The following is a 15,500-nucleotide window of genomic DNA, read 5'->3' as shown; positions in this document are numbered from 1 at the left end:
CGCGCGGCGGGAGACCGCGGCCACTGCCCACCAGTCAAGGGAGATCCGTCTTTGAGACATTTCTCCACCACCCCCTTGGCTGATTGGAACGCTGCTCCGGGAGTCGTGCTCCGACCTACGCTGCCGAACCGGTGCGCAGGAGCACCGTTCTCGCCCTCACGACTCCCGGAGAACACATGTCACTTCCAGAGATATCCACCTCGTTCGAGTTCAGCTCGCTGGAGCTCGGAGAGATCACCGTCACCGCGATGCGGGACACGGCGGGAATAGGTGAGTCCACCTATTCGCTGTCCTCGTCCTCCTCCACGTCCTGTCAGGGCTGCAGCGGTTGCAGCGTCCAGCCGCCACTGCGGCTCGACACCGCGTGACACGGGAACCCTGAGGCTTCCGGCGGCACTGTCAGCCCGCTTCTGCGGCGCGGTGCCGCCGGAGGCCCGTCCGCCTGCGACCCCCGGCACGCGCGAGGCGTGTGCCGGGCCCCTGTCCAACGCCCAGTCGACTGGATCGATGTGAATCCGCCCGTACCGGAACTCCAGATGCCCGCCGCCCTGCCGGCTCCCGATGGGCGCGCCGCCCCGCTCCCCCGGGTCGCCCCCGGTGCGCTAGTCCGCACGACCTTGCTGCGCCTGCCCGCCGAACCGGGCCCCGCCGCCGCGTTCCGCGCCGCGCTCGCCGAACTGGTGGTGGTGGAGCAGCGGCTCACGGCGCTGGCCCCCGTACTGGGGGACGCCCTGTACGCGAGCCGGGCGGACCACACGGCGGAGTTCCACCGGGACGTGGTGCTTCCGCTCCGCCGTGCCGTGCACAACGGGCGCGACCCCCGGCCCGCCCTTCTCCGCCGTCTGGACGGCCTTCCCGATCGGCTGCCCGAACTGCGTGCCTGGCTCGGGGCACGCGGGCGCAGGGACGAGTTGCTCACCGCGCTCCGGTCCGGGACCGCCCCGGCTCTCGCCGCCGGGCGGTCGGTGCTCGCCGGATTGTGCCGGGACCCCTGGTTCCTCCGCGCCGCGTCGTTCACCAGCGCCGACCTGCTGCGGGCGGTGGTGCGCGCCGGACAGGGGCCGGCGGACCGCCGGGCCCGGAAGGAGGAGGCAGGCGTGCTGCGGCATGCGGCACGGGCGGTCGCCCGCACGACGCCGTTGTCGGCCTTCACGGGCGTCGGCTGGGGTGTGCTGCCGCCGCCGTCGGGCGGGGAACAGGGAGCGGATTCCCGCAACGGCACCGGCCTGAACGCGGATTCCTGTCACGGCGCCGCCTTGGACGCGGATTCCTGTCACGGCGCCGCCTTGGACGCGGATTCCTGTCACGGCGCCGCCTTGGACGCCGGTTCCTGTCACAGCGCCGGCCTGGACGCCGGTTCCTGTCACAGCGCCGGCCTGGACGCCGGTTCCCGCAACGGCACTGGCTCAGGCGCGGGCTCCCGGAACGGCATCGGCTCAGGCGCCGGTTCCTGGAACGGCGTGGACCTGCCGCTCGGCTCGTCCCGGGCCGTCGTCCGCCCCAACCGGACGCTGGTGGACACCCTGTTCGCGGCACTGGCCACGGACTCACGCCGGCGCTCCACCCTGCCGCACCGCATGTGCAGCAGCCTGCGCCTCTCCGACGAGCGGGCCGCCTTCGCCCGCTCCCGCACGGCCTTCACCGCCGCCCGCTTCCTCGCGGTGGAGGACGACGAGGTCACCCTCGGCGCGGCGGAGCCGTTGCGGCGCCTCGCAGCGCTGTGCGATCCTCCGGTCACGCTCGACGCGCTGGCCGAGATGCTCGCGTCGGGCGCGGCCCCGGAGACGGAGCCGGGCCAGGTCGACGCCGCGTCCGCCTTCATCCGGCAGGTCTGCGACGCGGGGCTGCTCGTCCCGGTGGAGCCCTTCGACCCCCAGGACCCCGACCCCCTGCCCCGGCTGGCCCGCTGGCTGCGCGGGACCGGCGCACCGCACGATGGCGAACTGGCCCTCCGCATCGACGAACTCTCCGCCGTCACCGGTGAGTTCGGCGCGGCGGAACCCGCCCGCCGCGCCGCCTTGCTGGCCACCCTCCGGGACCGCTGGGCGACGCTCCTCGACGAGGTGGGCCGCCCGGTGGGTGCCGGCCTCGCCCGCCTCACCGTGCTCGGCGAGGACGTCGTGATGCGGCAGCCGGTGCGGCTGGACGGCCTTCTCGACGACGCGGACCATCGGGCGGTCGGCGAACTGGCCGCCCTGGCCGAGGTGTTCGACCTCGGCCCGGAGGTGCGGCGGCAGGTGCGGGACAGCTTCGTCGCACGGTACGGGCGTGGCGGGGTGTGCCCGCACGTGTGGGACTTCGGAGCGGACGCCAACGAGGCGTGGCAGCGGGCCGCGCGGGCCGCGCAAGGAGGCGCTCCCGGCACGGACGGCGACCGGTCCACCGCCGCCGGCGGTATCCGGCACCTCGCCGCGCTCCGGGCCGAGTTGGTGGAGGCCGTGCACCGGGCGCACGACGGCGGCGGGCCCGATGACGATGTCGTCCTGCCGGACGGCCTGGTGGCCGGACTCGGCTCCCGGATGCCGTCGTGGGCGACCCGGCGCCCGGTCTCGTACACCGGGTTCCTCCAGCGGGCGCCCGGCGGGATGCTGTGCGTGAACCATGTGTACGGGGGGTGGGGACGCTTCAGCAGCAGGTTCCTGGACTCCCTGGACCCCGGCGCCGCGAAGCAGCAGGCCGCCACCGTGTCCGACGCGCTCGGCCCCGGCTCCCGAGTGGCCCAGGTGCGTCCGGTGAGCGGTTTCAACGCCAACCTGCACCCCCTGTTCGTACCCGAGGAGATCGGGCCGGACCGATCGTACGCCTCCCTGGGCGCTGACGATGTCGAACTCGTCCACGACCTGAGCGGTGATGAGGTCCGCGTCCGGGTCAAGGCCACCGGGGAGTGGCTCGATGTCCTCTACGCGGGGGTGTTCGCCCCACCCCTGCTCCAGCCGAGGCTCGCGCCCCTGCTGATGGACCACCCGCACGGCATCACCGACTTCGGCGCCCTGGTGCCCCGGCACATCACCGCCGCACCCGGCGGGGATGTCGTACGCACCCCCCGCCTGCGCCACCGCCATCTCGTGCTGCGCCGGCGCCGGTGGGAGCTGGCGGGTTCCACGGTTGCCGCGCTGGTCGCGGAGCTCACGGCCGAGGGGGATGTGCCGGTGGGGACGGTGGCGCGCTGGCGGGTGCTGCTCGGCGTACCCGACCAGCTCTATCTGCACGCCGCGCCACCGTCCCGCGGCGGGCGGGTGGCGCAGGATCTGCTGCGCGCTCTCGACCGGCCCAGGCCGCAGTACGTCGATCTCGGTGACGCGCTGCATCTGCGCTGCCTGGGCAAGTGGCTGGCCCGGTACCCGGACGGGGTGGTCCTGGAGGAGGCGCTGCCCGCACCCGCCCGGGGCGAGCGGTGTGCGGCGGTGGAGCTGGTGGTGGAGACCTATCGCGCCGGACGGCCCGCCGGAGACGCGCCGGACGCGCTGGACTCCCTGGGGCGGTGGAGGTTACGGCCGGGGGTCTCGGTGACCTTCCTCCACCACGGCGTGCACCTGCGGGGCCGGATCACCAGCGTCACCCTGGAGGGCGGGCCCGGACTGCCGGTGCTGTGGAGCCGCCTGGCCGCCGCCCTCGCGTCGGGCGGGGACGGCTGCGCGGAGCTGGCGCGGACGGCTCCGCCGGGTTCGCCGCTCCGGGCGGCCCTGCGCACGGTGATCGGCAAGTTGCTCGACCACGACCTCCTGGTCGAGCGCTACGGCGAGGACGTGGAGGACCGGGCCGGACCGTGGCTCGGGGCGGTCGCCGGCCGGCCCGCCGTGGCGGCGGCCGCGCTCGCCCGCAGCCGGGCGCGAGTCCTCGGCGCGCGCCGGGACGGCCCGCTCGCCCGCGCCGCGGCGCGGGCGCTGGACCGTGCCGGGATACCGGCGGAGGTCGCGGAGGCGGCGGACCTCCCGGACGGGCGGATCCTGCTGATCGCCTCCGGGCCCCGCGGCTCCTCGGACGAGGCACCGGGGAGGGGCGCGGAGGACAGGGCGGTGGCCGTCGGCGTACGCCGGGGCGTCGGGTTCGTCACCCCGGTGGGCAGTACGGAGCAGGCGCGCGCCGACGCGGACGGGCTGGCGGGCAGGTTGCGCCGGTGGGAGGTCCGCGGCACGGTCGGCGAGCACCCGGGGCTGTCCGCGCTCCTGGTCGCATCGGCGGCCCAGCGGCTGGTGTGCGCGGTGGCCGGGCTCCGCGACCCGTCGGCCGAGGCGGGCGATGCCCGGCTGCTTCCCGGGCTGCCGGCGGCGCTCGTCGCGGAGCAGGAGCCGTTGCGGGGTGAGTACCGGAGCTGGCCGGGCCCCCTGCTCGTGGACGCCGACCGGATCCGCCTCCGTGCTGACGTACGTACGTCGGCCGAGGCCCTGGCCCGGGTTCCGGTGCTCACGGACCGCATGGCCGGGGTGCTGGACGAACCGGAACCCGGGGCGCTCCCCCAGCTGCCCGCGGCGCTGGTCCGCTGCGCGGTGGGCGACGGTGTCCTGGTGGCCGGTTCCGCCCGGGCGGACCTGGCGCGGCTGGACGCGGTGTGCCGGGCGGCCGAACTCCGCCTGGGAAGCGCCGGGATGGGCCTCGTGGTGGGGGCGAACGCAGAGCACGCGCGGGGGCGGGCACTGCGGCGGGCGGCAAGCCGGCTGGGCACCGGTACCGTGGTGCGAGCCGACCGGCGGGACACGGCGGCACACGGACGCGCGGGGCAGAGCGCGCACCCGGGCCGCCGGGGCGCGAACGGCCCCGTCGCCGTGCCCTGGAGCCCGGAGACCGCACGCCATCCGCAGGCGCTGCACTGGTGGTCCGTCCTGGCCCGCCGCCTCGACGTCGACGCCGACGTGGCGGTGTCGCGCGTCGATGTGGGCGGCGGAGCCGTGTTCCGTGCCCGGGTTCGGGGGCGTACGACGCCGGGCGGCCCATCTGACGTGCTCGGCAAGGCCGTTGAGACGACGGCGGACGACGCCGTGGCCTTCGCCGCGCTCTGCGCCGTGGTCCGGGTCCAGATGGCCGCCGACGCCCCGCACGCCCGGCACCTGGTGACACCGAGCGGTGCGTCGGCCGCGCTCGCCCGGTCCGACGAGGCGACGCCGTGGGAGGACGCGGGGTGGACGACCTCGTGGCTGGCGGAACTGGGCGGCCGGGAACCTGACCTCCAGGAGGCCCTGACCGACCTGACCGGGTGGTCCCCGCAGCCGTGGGAGCCGCCGACCGGTGCACCCGCCGACGTACCCGCCCTCTGGTCGGCGCTGCGGCAGTGCGGCTTCGCGGTCCTGTCCGCCCGCCCCGAGCACGGCACGCACCCCACCACCCCCACGGGAGGGCTCCGGTGACCGCGGCGGAACCGCTCCGGCAGGCGCCGGCCGATGAGATGTCCCTACCCGTCCTGGATGTGGCGGGCGCCCTGCGGCTCACCGAGGGCAGCGCCGTCGTGGTGCTCGACGCCTGGACCCTGGGGACGGCGGAGGAGCTGTCCCGGCACGCGCTGCTCCATCCGGTGACGCTCGTCCCCGTCCGGGGGGACGGGGCGCTGACGGTGGTGGGGCCGGTGCTGCGGCCCGGTGCGCGGGGATGTCTGTCGTGCGGCGAGTACCGGCGGCTGGCGACGATCGGCGGCCGGGTGCCGTGGCACAGCCCCGGGCTCCGGCTGGAGGGCCGGCCCTCCCCCGCGTTCGTCGACGCCGTCGGTGTGCTGGCCGCGTCCCTCCGGGCCGGCGACGGGGCGGTCGTCCATGTCGTCCACCATGGCCGGGGCACCTGGTCGACCCACCGCTTCGAGCCCGTGGGCGGGTGTGCGGTCTGCCTGCCGCTGCCGCCCGACGGTGCCGAGGTCGCCGAGGCGGCCTTCGGTCCGGCCGCGCGCCGCGTCCCGAGGCCGGCCGGCGACCCGGAGTCGCTGCGTGAGCCCAACGCACGTACGGACGTGGCGGGTCTGCGGGAGGTGCTGTTCGACGAGCGGTTCGGGCCGGTCCACCAGATTCTGCGTACCGAGGCGTCCGTGCACAGCCTGACCAGCGCGTATGTGACGTACGGCCGTCATGTGCGCGATGGCGGCTACGGGCGGAGCAGCGACTTCGAGAGCAGTGAACGCGTCGCCCTGTTCGAGGCGGCCGAACGCCTGGCGTCGATGAGCCCCTCCGGCCACCGGACCGTCCTGCGCGCCCCCTACGCGGAGCTCGGCCCCGAACGGGCGGTGGACCCGGTGCGGCTCGGGCTGCCCGACCCCGTCCACCACGGTCACCCCGCTTCCGCGACCGTGCCCTACACACCGGACCTCGAACTGGACTGGGTGCACGGCTGGTCCCTGACCCGCGACCGTGCGACGGCGGTGCCCGAGCACGTGGCCTACTGGGACGCGAGTCCGGGCCGGCCCCGGGTGGTGTACGAGTGCTCCAACGGCTGCGGGCTGGGCAACAGTCCGGCGGAGGCGGCGCTGTACGGGCTGTTCGAGGTCGCCGAGCGGGACGCTTTCCTGATGGCCTGGTACGCGCGCACCCCGCTGCGCCGGATCGCCGTACCGGCCGGGGACCTGGAGGTGGCGCATCTCGTGGACCGGGCGGCGCTCGCCGGCTACCGGGTGGCGCTGTTCGACGCGACGAACGACTTCCAGGTGCCCGCCGTCATCGCGGTCGCCCTGCACCGGGGCGAACCGGCGACGGCTCCCGGTGCGTTCGTCGCCGCCGGGAGCCATCACCATCCGCATGCGGCGATCCGCTCCGCCGTCGCCGAGGTGGCGACCAATGTGGTGAACGCCGTCCACCGGTACCGGGCCGAACCGGAGATGTTCGACCGGCGGCGGCTGCTGCCGATGCTGGAGCGACCCGAGCTGGTGACGACCCTCGCGGACCATGTGGCCGTCAACACGCTTCCCGAGGCCCGTTCCCGGCTGGACTTCCTCGACCCGCACGGCCCGGCGGCCCCCTGGCAGGACATCTGGCCCGAGGCGTCGGCGACGGCCCCCGTGCCGGATGCCACCGCCTTGCTGGAGCGGACCGTGACCCGGCTGGCCGGCCTCGGCCTGGAGGTGGTCGCCGTACCGCTGAGCGAGTCCGCCGTACGCGACCGGCTCGGTCTGCACACGGCGAAGGTCGTGGTCCCGGGGTCGCTGCCGATGACGTTCGGGCATGTCAACCGGCGCACGCTCGGGCTCGACCGGCTCCTGGAGGTGCCGTTCCGGCTGGGGCGCGCGCGGCACCGGGCGCGCCATGACGAACTGGCCCTGCATCCGCACCCCTTCCCGTGAGGTGCCTCGCCCTTCCCGCCGTACGAACGTCCTGTGACCGCCGACCACCGACCACCGAGCACCGACCGCCGACCAGGGCGAGCACCGGAACCCCGGGAACCAGAACAGGAAGCCACCCCTTGACGAACGGACCCCAGGACACCTGGCTCAGTCTCCACTGCTTCCTCCGGTCCGCCCCCGAGGAGGTCGACGCCTTCCTCACCGGGGAGGTGGCCCCGCTCCTCGACGGACTCGTCGCCGGGGGCGAGGCGACCGGCTGGTTCTTCATCCGCTACGACGAGGGCGGGCACCATCTGCGCCTCCGGACGCGGGGCGTGTCGCGGGCGCGGGCCGCGTCCCTGCCGGCTGCCCTCGCGCGGGCGGCCGAGCGGGTACCGGTCGCCGATTCCGTACCCGGTCCCTCGGTACGGGGGCAGGCGGAGCACGCCGAGGTCCGCGTGGAGCCGTACGTTCCGGAGACCGGGCGCTACGGGGGCCCCGGGGCCCTGCCGGTGGCGGAAGAGGTGTTCGTCGTGTCCAGCCGGGTGGCGGTGCGGGCCGTGTGCGACACTCCGCGCGGCAGCGCCCGGCTCGCGCTGGGCATCGATCTCGCGCACGCCACCGCTCTGGCCTGCGGCATGGAACGGCTGGCGGCGGCACAGTGGTTGCGGCGGCACGCCGCGAGCTGGCGGTGGGCCGAGGATGTACCGCTGCTCGGCCCCCAGCACGTCCACGCGAAGGTCAACAGCGTCTACGCGCTGCAACGCGAGGCTCTGGCGGACCGTGCGCTGGCCGTGCGGCAGGCGCTGGAGAAGGGCGCGGCCCCCGGCACGCTGACCGACTGGTACGACGGTGTCCGCGCTGCCGACCGGGTCCTTGGCTCCCTCACCCCTGCCGAGGCGCGGCTGCGGATATGGGCCTCCCAGCTGCACATGCTCCTCAACCGGCTGGGGTTGGCCCCCGACGAGGAGCGGGCGGTGTGCCGGCTGGCCGCGCGCTCGCTCCTGGACCGGGGCGAGGCGGTCTCGTACTTCCCGGACGGTCACACCTCCCCCGACCGGCAGTATCTGGAGCGCAGCAAGTTCCACTTCGGGCGGGAACAGGACTCGGCGCCCCGCGACGTACCCGCTCGTCCGACCGCGGTGCCCGCTTTCCCGCGCGGCTCCGAACTTCCGCTTCCCGCGGGTCCGTTCCCGGTCGCGGATCTGCACACGGTGATGAACGGCCGCGTCTCCCGGCGGGGCACGCTGACGGGTCCGCTGGAGGCGGCGTCGCTCGGCACACTGCTGTGGGGGGCGCACGCGTCGGGGCACGAGTCGGCGCACCGGTTCGCCGACGGCGCCGAACGGCTCGTGCGCCACCGGCCGTATCCGAGCGCGGGCGCCCTCTACACCGCCGGTCTCCGGCTGATCGCGCTGGACGTCCAGGGGCTGGCACCGGGCACCTACCAGTGCGTGCCGGAGCGGCGGGCGCTGCGGTACGTCGGCCCGGCACCCGCCATGGACGACATCAGGTCGCTGTCCTCGTACCTTTCGCGCGCCGACGACGATCCCGGCGGCATCGTGCCGGACGCGCTCCCGGTGGTCCTGGGCCTGTACGTCGACCTGGGGCGGCTCAGGGAGCGGTACGGACTGCGGGCGCTGCGGCTGGGGCTCCTGGAGGCGGGCCACCTGGCGCAGTCGCTCCTCCTGACCGCCACCGCGCTGGGTCTGGGCAGCACACCGCTCGGTGGGTTCCGGGACGATCTGGCGCACGAGGTCTTCGGTCTCGACGACCTGGACCAGCCGCTCCAGTACGTGCTGCCGGTCGGCCGCCACCCGGCGGTGCCCGCGCCGGCGGAGCCGGGTCCGGGCCGCTAGGGGGTGTCCGGCAGTCCCTGGGCGAAGGCGCCGAGGGCGACCTTCGCGGCTCCGGCGATCAGGGCGTCGTCGCGTTCGGCGTTCTTGGCGTCGCGGCGGGAGAGGACGGCGATCGCGATCGGGGCGGCGCGCGGAGGCCAGACGATGGCGATGTCGTTACGGGTCCCGTAGCCGCCGGTGCCGGTCTTGTCGCCGACCTCCCAGCCGCGGGGCGTGCCGGCGCGGATGGTGTGGTCGCCGGTGGTGTTGCGCTTGAGCCAGTCGGTGAGCACGGCCCGCTTCTTTGCGGGGAGGACGGGCCCGAGGGTGTAGGCACGCAGATCCGTGGCCAGGGCGCGGGGCGTGCTGGTGTCGCGGAGGTCGCCGGGGGTCGCGTCGCTGAGGGCGACCTCGTAGCGGTCGCACCGGGTGACGCGGTCCCCGATTCCGCGCAGCGCGTCCTGTAGGCCGCGGGGGCCGCCCAGTTCGCGGAAGAGGAGGTTGGCAGCGGCGTTGTCGCTGTACCGGACGGTGGCGTCGCACAGCTCGCGCAGGGTCATGCCGGTGGCGACGTGCCGCTCGGTGATGGGCGAGTTGCTGACGAGGTCCTTCTCGCCGTAGCGGATGAGGCGCTCCAGCTGCGGGAGGCTCTGCCTGGCCAGTACGGCGCCGGCGAGCAGGGCCTTGCAGGTGGAGGCGTAGGCGAACCGTTCGTCGGGGCGGTGGGAGATGGTCCGCCCGTCGCCGGTGTCGACCGCGTACACGCCCAGCCGGGCGTCGAACTTCCGCTCCAGACCGGCGAAGGCGCGGTCCGTACGGGGCAGGGTCGAGGACGACGGCGAGGGTCCGGGACCTGAACCGCTCGGCCCGCTCGTCCCGTCGGCGGCGGTGTCAGGTCCGGTCGTCGAACAACCGGTGAGCGGGAGCAGCGCGACACCGGCCAGTGCGGCGAGTGCGGAACGGCGGGAGACGTCGGCGGGAGTGCGGGGGGACACGGCGGTAGGGGAGGGCATGGCTGAAGACCTCTCTCTCGGCGGTGATCGTGGAGCGCACGGGCCCGGTCGTGGCCCGGCACCGTCACCGGGTGCGGGCCGCGTCATCGGCCTCCCCGGAGTCAAACCCGCCGCTGCCCCGCAAGTCGAATACGATCTCGGCATCGGAGTGATTCACCGGTCGTATCACCGCATGCCAGGGAGATGGAGTGCTGACGGAACGGCACCTGGAAATCTTCGTCGCGCTGGCGGAGGAGGAGCATTTCGGCGCCGCCGCACAACGGGTGGGGATCACGCAGCCGCCTCTCTCCCAGGGGTTGCGCCGACTGGAGGCGCTGCTCGGTGTCCGGCTGTTCGAGCGGGAGCGAGGGGTGTTCCTCACCGAGGAGGGCGCCCTGCTGCTGCCGCACGCCCGCAGGGCGCTCGCCGCCCTGGCGGAGCTGCGGGAGGCCGGCGCCCGCGAGCACGCGGACGGCCGCCGCCTGCGGCTGGGGCTGGTCCCCGAGGTACCGGCGCCCCTGGCGGCCGATGTGGCGGCCGCTCCGGTCCGGGCGGGCGACCGGACCCGCATCAGCACGGTGACGGCTCCCACCGCGACCCTGCTCTCCGATGTCGCCTCGGGCCGCCTGGACCTGGCGGTGGTCCGGCACCCCGCTGTGCTGCACGGCCTCGCCGCCGGGCAGGTGATCCTCCTGCCGACCTGGATCCTCGCTCCCGCCCGGCCGGCGGACTCCGGCGATACGGGTACGGCGGCATGGCGGCTGCCCGTCGCCGTACGCCCCCGGGGGGAGGCGCCCGCCGCCCATGACCTCTTCGTCGACACGCTGGCGAGCCGGGGCCGCCGGGTGGAGACGGTGGTGGTCGCGGACGAGCGGGCCGGACTGGCGCTGGTGGCGGCCGGCCAGGCCGTCCTGGTCACGGCCGACGAGGGGCTGAGGGCCTCGCGGGTCGAGCGGCGGCGGGCGACCGACCCGCCGCTGCCCCTGCGGCTGCGGGTGGTCTGGAACTCCCGGCGTTCCGGTTCCGAAGATCCGGCCGGGACGGCGCGGTTGCTGGAGGACGTCCTGGCCCAGGGGACGGCACGATGAACGGCTCCCGGCGTGGCGGCGGGGTGCAGCGGACCATCCGTTCCCTGTTCGACGACGCGGGCGTCCGGGGTTGGCTGCACGTGGCGGAGCTGGACCGCCCGTCGGCCCAGGTGGCCATCGACCCGGACGGGCAGGTGCCGATGGGCTCCGTCTACAAGGTGCCGCTGATGGCCGCCTTCTGCCGGCTGGCCGACGCGGGGCGGCTCGACCCGCGTCACCGGCTCACGCTGGAGGCCGCCGACCGGGTTCCCGGCCCGACGGGCCTGTCCATCCTGCGCGACCCCGTCACGATGTCGCTGCGCGACCTGGTGGTGCAGATGATGAGCGTCTCCGACAACACCGCGGCCCACGCCGTTCTTCGGGCGGTCGGCCCCCAGGTCGTCGACCGGGTGTGCGCCGATCTCGGACTGCCGCACACCCGGATCCACGGAGGGGTCGTCGGAACGTTCGACCGGCTGCTGGCCGACACGGGCGCCGGTTCGCTGGACGCCGCGATGGCCCGGGTGGCGGACAACGACACCGTCGTACCGCCGGACGTCTACGACCCCGCGTACAAAGCGTCCTCCACGCCGGCCGACATCGCCCGCCTGCTCCGGACGATCTGGACGGACGAGGCGGCGTCCCCCGAAAGCTGCTCGTTCATGCGCGCGGCGATGCTCACCCAGGCGTGGACCCATCGCCTGGCCGCCGGATTCCCGTACGACGATGTGACCGTGTACGGCAAGACCGGCTCGTTCGGCTCCATGCGTCACGAGGCGGGGGTGGTGGAACTCGCGGACGGCAGCGTCTACACGGCCGTGGTCTTCACCCAGGCCGCCCGCGCCGACAAGAAGCTTCCGCGTGCGGACGCCGTGATCGGGGCGGTGGCCAGGGTCGCGGTGCAGGAGCTGCGCGCAGGCCAAGGCGTCTGACCTCGCGGAGGGGGGGAGAGGGCCGACCCGCGAAGCCGTGGGCGTGGCCGGCCCCGGCGGCCCGTCGTGCGGCATGCTGGGCGCAGGACAACCGGTCGATGGAGGAGTAGCCGTGGCTCTGACCCGTGACGAGCGTGAACAGTTCCTGGCCGAACCGCATATCGCCGCGCTGGCCGTGGACTCGGCGGAGGAGGGACGCGCCCCGCTCACCGTGCCCATCTGGTACCAGTACGAGCCCGGCGGTGACGTCTGGATCATGACGGGGCGCGACTCCCGCAAGGGTCGGCTGATCGCCGCGGCAGGGCGGTTCTCCCTGATGGTCGAGCGGGTCACCCCGAGCGTCCGCTATGTGTCCGTGGAGGGCCCCGTCGTCGCCACGCTCCCCGCCACCCGTGAGCAGTTGGTGGAGATCGCGTCCCGTTACCTGCCCGCCGAGAAGGTCGACGCCTATGTCGACTTCGCCTGGAAGGAACACGGCGAGCAGGTGGTCATCCACCTGCGGCCCCAGCGCTGGCTGAGTTCGGACCTCGGCGGGGTCTGAGCCGTCGGCGGACCCGGTGACGGAAAAAGGGCCCGTCCCCCTCAGGGGGGCGGGCCCTGACCGGCGCTGGGGATCAGCGGCCGTGCAGGTACTCGGAGTAGAGGAAGCCGCGCTCCGCCTCGAACTCGAACTTCCGCTCCTTGGCGTACGTGATGCCGTACGGGCCACCGAGGTTGGTGTACTCGGCGTTGCCGCGCTCGACCTCGACCTCCTGGTAACCGGCGGCGGTCTTGCCGCCCTCCCAGCCGTCGGCAACGGCGGGCGTGGCCGCCACGAGGCCGGCCGCGGCGACGGTCGCAAGAGTGATGGCGATACGACGAAGCATGGGTGCTCCTTTTCAGCAACTGCGTAACGGATGGTGCGGAGCCCTAACCGTTACGCAGGAGGGGCGCGACACGAAGGCGGACACGCGTGGCTGCGGGTCGATACACACGGACGGCCGCATGGTCCCCGCCGGCACCGCGATGACGCTCCGGGCCTCGGCCGCCAGCAGCTCCCGCCGCCGGCCCGCGGAACAGAATATCCCCGGCCCGCAATTGCGTACCAGGGATATTCCCGCGTATATTTGGTTCTTCTGTGTTCATGCAGAAAGGCCCCACGCGGAGGCCTTATAAGAAGAACCTTATCCGGCAGGGAGCCGTTTTGTCAAACCGGGAAGCCGTCGAATTGCGGGAAGAGCAGGAATTCATCGACCGTGTCCACGCGCGGGTCGACGAGCTGCGCGGGGTCACGGCCCGGCGCGTCGAGGAGGCGCTGACACCGGTCGGGACCGGGCTGCAGGCCCGGCTCGAGCGCGATGTGCTGGTCGCGGAGCGGTCGGGGCTGCTCGCGGCGCTGAACGCGGTGGACGGCTCGCTGTGTTTCGGACGCATCGATCTTTCCGACGGCGCCGCGCACCATATCGGCCGCATCGGAATTCGACAGGACGACACCGAGCACACACCTCTGCTGATCGATTGGCGTGCGCCGGTCGCCCGGCCTTTCTATCTCGCCACCGGGCACGTGCCGATGGGGCTGCGGCGGCGCCGGCACATCACCAGCGAGGGGCGCGTGGTCACCGAGCTCCATGACGAGATCCTCGACCTCGGGGACGACGACCGCACCGGTTTCGAGGACCCCAACGGCGACGCCGTCCTGCTGGCCGCGCTGAATTCGGCGCGTACCGGCCGGATGGGTGACATCGTTCGGACCATCCAGGCGGAGCAGGACCGCGTCATCCGCGCTCCGCACCGCGGTGTCCTCGTCGTCGAGGGCGGGCCCGGCACCGGCAAGACGGCGGTCGCGCTGCACCGGGCCGCCTTCCTGCTGTACGAGCACCGCGAGGTGCTGGCCAAGCGCGCCGTGCTGATCGTGGGCCCCAACCCGGCCTTCCTGCGCTACATCGCGGAGGTGCTGCCCGCTCTCGGCGAGACCGGGGTCCTGCTCGCCACGCAGGCCGAACTCTTCCCGGGCGTCCACGCCACCGGCACCGACACGCCCCGCGCCGCCGCGGTCAAGGGCGGGGCGCAGATGGCCGAGGCGCTCGCCCTCGCCGTACGCGACCGGCAACAACTTCCCGAGCCCGGAGCCCCGTTGGTCATCCCGCACGACGACGGGGACCTCATCCTGGACTGGGAGATCGCGTACGAGGCCCGCCAGGCGGCCCGGGACACCCTGCTGCCGCACAACCTCGCCCGCCCGCACTTCGCCTTCCGGATCATCGACGCCCTCACCGAGCAGCTGACCGAGCGCATCGGCGCCGACCCGTACGGCGGCCCCAACTTCCTCGGGCCGGACGACATCGCGCAGCTCGGCAAGGCCGTCGCCATGAGCGGTCAGGTGCACGACGCCGTCGAGACGCTGTGGCCGGCGCTCACCCCGCAGGAGTTCCTGGCCGGATATCTGGCCGAGCCCAGGTACCTGGCGGAGGCGGACGCCGACGCCCTGCGGCGGGCGCCCGACGCCGGGGAGTGGACCCCGGCCGACGTTCCCCTGCTCGATGAGGCGGCCGAGCTGCTCGGTCTCGACGACAGCGCCGAGCGGGCCGCCGCCGAAGCCGAGCGGCAGGAGCGGATCGCTTACGCACAGGGGCTGTTGGAGCTGTCGCGTGGTTCACAGACGTACGAGTTCGAGGACGAGGAGTCCGAGGTCCTCGCCGCCCACGACATCATCGACGCCGAGCGTATGGCCGAGCGGCACGAGGAGATCGACCACCGCGGCGCGGCCGAGCGGGCCGCCGCCGACCGCACCTGGGCGTTCGGGCACATCATCGTCGACGAGGCGCAGGAGCTGTCGCCCATGGCGTGGCGGCTGCTGATGCGGCGCTCCCCGACCCGTTCGCTGACCCTGGTCGGTGATCCGGCCCAGACGTCCGAGGAGGCCGGGGTCGGTTCGTGGGAGAGGATTCTCGAGCCGTACGTCGGTGACCGCTTCGACCATGTGACGCTCGGGGTCAACTACCGTACACCTGCCGAGATCATGGAGCTGGCCGCCCGCGTCGTACGCGAGGCCGACCCCTCCTTCGTGGCGCCCGGTTCGGTGCGCTCGACCGGTGAGCAGCCGTGGGTGCGGGACGCGGGTGAGGATCTGGCGGGCGCGGTGGCCAAGGCCGTCGCGGAGCTGACGCCGCGGGAGGGGCGCCTGGCGGTGATCGCGCCGCGTGCCCTGCACGAGGAGATCGCCGCGCCTTGGCACGCGGTCACGGCGGGCGCCGAGCCCGACCTCACGCGTTCGGTGGTGCTGCTCGATCCGCGCCAGGCCAAGGGGCTGGAGTTCGACCATGTGCTGGTCGTGGAACCCGGACGGTACGGAACGAGCGACCTGTACGTGGCGCTGACCCGCGCCACCCAGCGGCTGGGCATCATCCACCGGGAGGAGCTGCCCTCGGCGCTGCGCTGACCGACGTCATGCCGATGTCCTG

10 protein-coding genes are annotated in these 15,500 nt (G+C 74.1%); 8 read left to right on the top strand and 2 right to left on the bottom strand.

Annotated elements, in window-relative coordinates; all coding sequences use genetic code 11:
- The first annotated feature begins 176 nt into the window (after positions 1 to 176).
- The 4 genes from ACIQAK_RS19535 (at position 177) to ACIQAK_RS19520 (ending at position 9,090) form a co-directional block, all read left to right on the top strand.
- The gene (locus ACIQAK_RS19535) at positions 177 to 368 is read left to right on the top strand and encodes a thiazolylpeptide-type bacteriocin (protein WP_366389024.1); all 192 of its coding nucleotides are present in this window, start codon (positions 177 to 179) and stop codon (positions 366 to 368) included.
- A gap of 141 nt (positions 369 to 509) precedes the next feature.
- Complete coding sequence (locus tag ACIQAK_RS19530) at positions 510 to 5,342, top strand: lantibiotic dehydratase (protein WP_366389025.1); 4,833 nt, start codon at positions 510 to 512, stop codon at positions 5,340 to 5,342.
- Positions 5,343 to 5,380: 38 nt separating this feature from the next.
- Positions 5,381 to 7,252, top strand: a complete 1,872-nt coding sequence (locus ACIQAK_RS19525) for a TOMM precursor leader peptide-binding protein (protein WP_366389026.1) — start codon at positions 5,381 to 5,383, stop codon at positions 7,250 to 7,252.
- Between the two features lie 119 nt (positions 7,253 to 7,371).
- Positions 7,372 to 9,090: a thiopeptide-type bacteriocin biosynthesis protein gene (locus ACIQAK_RS19520; RefSeq protein ID WP_366389027.1), complete on the top strand. Its 1,719-nt coding sequence runs from the start codon at positions 7,372 to 7,374 to the stop codon at positions 9,088 to 9,090.
- Here the strand turns inward: ACIQAK_RS19520 and bla are convergent.
- Positions 9,087 to 10,082, bottom strand: a complete 996-nt coding sequence (gene bla, locus ACIQAK_RS19515; RefSeq protein WP_366389028.1) for a class A beta-lactamase — start codon at positions 10,080 to 10,082, stop codon at positions 9,087 to 9,089. The genes ACIQAK_RS19520 and bla overlap by 4 nt on opposite strands.
- Positions 10,083 to 10,270: 188 nt before the next feature.
- Between bla and ACIQAK_RS19510 the strand changes: the two genes are divergently transcribed.
- The 3 genes from ACIQAK_RS19510 (at position 10,271) to ACIQAK_RS19500 (ending at position 12,601) form a co-directional block, all read left to right on the top strand.
- On the top strand, positions 10,271 to 11,149 hold the full coding sequence (locus ACIQAK_RS19510) for a LysR family transcriptional regulator (protein ID WP_366389029.1): 879 nt from the start codon (positions 10,271 to 10,273) through the stop codon (positions 11,147 to 11,149).
- Positions 11,146 to 12,060, top strand: a complete 915-nt coding sequence (locus ACIQAK_RS19505) for a serine hydrolase (protein WP_366389030.1) — start codon at positions 11,146 to 11,148, stop codon at positions 12,058 to 12,060. The genes ACIQAK_RS19510 and ACIQAK_RS19505 overlap by 4 nt, the downstream gene beginning before the upstream one ends.
- Positions 12,061 to 12,172: 112 nt before the next feature.
- Entirely contained in the window at positions 12,173 to 12,601 is a 429-nt protein-coding gene (locus tag ACIQAK_RS19500) for a pyridoxamine 5'-phosphate oxidase family protein (protein ID WP_366389031.1), read from the top strand.
- Between the two features lie 73 nt (positions 12,602 to 12,674).
- On the opposite strand, the gene ACIQAK_RS19495 is transcribed toward ACIQAK_RS19500, so the two are convergent.
- Positions 12,675 to 12,926, bottom strand: a complete 252-nt coding sequence (locus ACIQAK_RS19495) for a hypothetical protein (protein WP_366389032.1) — start codon at positions 12,924 to 12,926, stop codon at positions 12,675 to 12,677.
- Between the two features lie 341 nt (positions 12,927 to 13,267).
- On the opposite strand from ACIQAK_RS19495, the gene ACIQAK_RS19490 reads away from it, so the two are divergent.
- Positions 13,268 to 15,478: an AAA family ATPase gene (locus tag ACIQAK_RS19490; RefSeq protein ID WP_366389345.1), complete on the top strand. Its 2,211-nt coding sequence runs from the start codon at positions 13,268 to 13,270 to the stop codon at positions 15,476 to 15,478.
- The last annotated feature ends 22 nt before the right edge of the window (positions 15,479 to 15,500 follow it).

This window comes from Streptomyces sp. NPDC088706, assembly GCF_044752765.1.
Lineage (GTDB): Bacteria > Actinomycetota > Actinomycetes > Streptomycetales > Streptomycetaceae > Streptomyces.
This window is presented reverse-complemented; position numbering and strand designations above follow the sequence as displayed.

Excerpts from the sequence above, each read along its gene's own strand:
- bla (WP_366389028.1), bottom strand. The coding sequence starts at position 10,082 with ATGCCCTCCCCTACCGCCGTGTCCCCCCGCACTCCCGCCGACGTCTCC.
- ACIQAK_RS19495 (WP_366389032.1), bottom strand. The coding sequence starts at position 12,926 with ATGCTTCGTCGTATCGCCATCACTCTTGCGACCGTCGCCGCGGCCGGC.
- ACIQAK_RS19525 (WP_366389026.1), top strand. The coding sequence starts at position 5,381 with ATGTCCCTACCCGTCCTGGATGTGGCGGGCGCCCTGCGGCTCACCGAG.
- ACIQAK_RS19505 (WP_366389030.1), top strand. The coding sequence starts at position 11,146 with ATGAACGGCTCCCGGCGTGGCGGCGGGGTGCAGCGGACCATCCGTTCC.
- ACIQAK_RS19535 (WP_366389024.1), top strand. The coding sequence starts at position 177 with ATGTCACTTCCAGAGATATCCACCTCGTTCGAGTTCAGCTCGCTGGAG.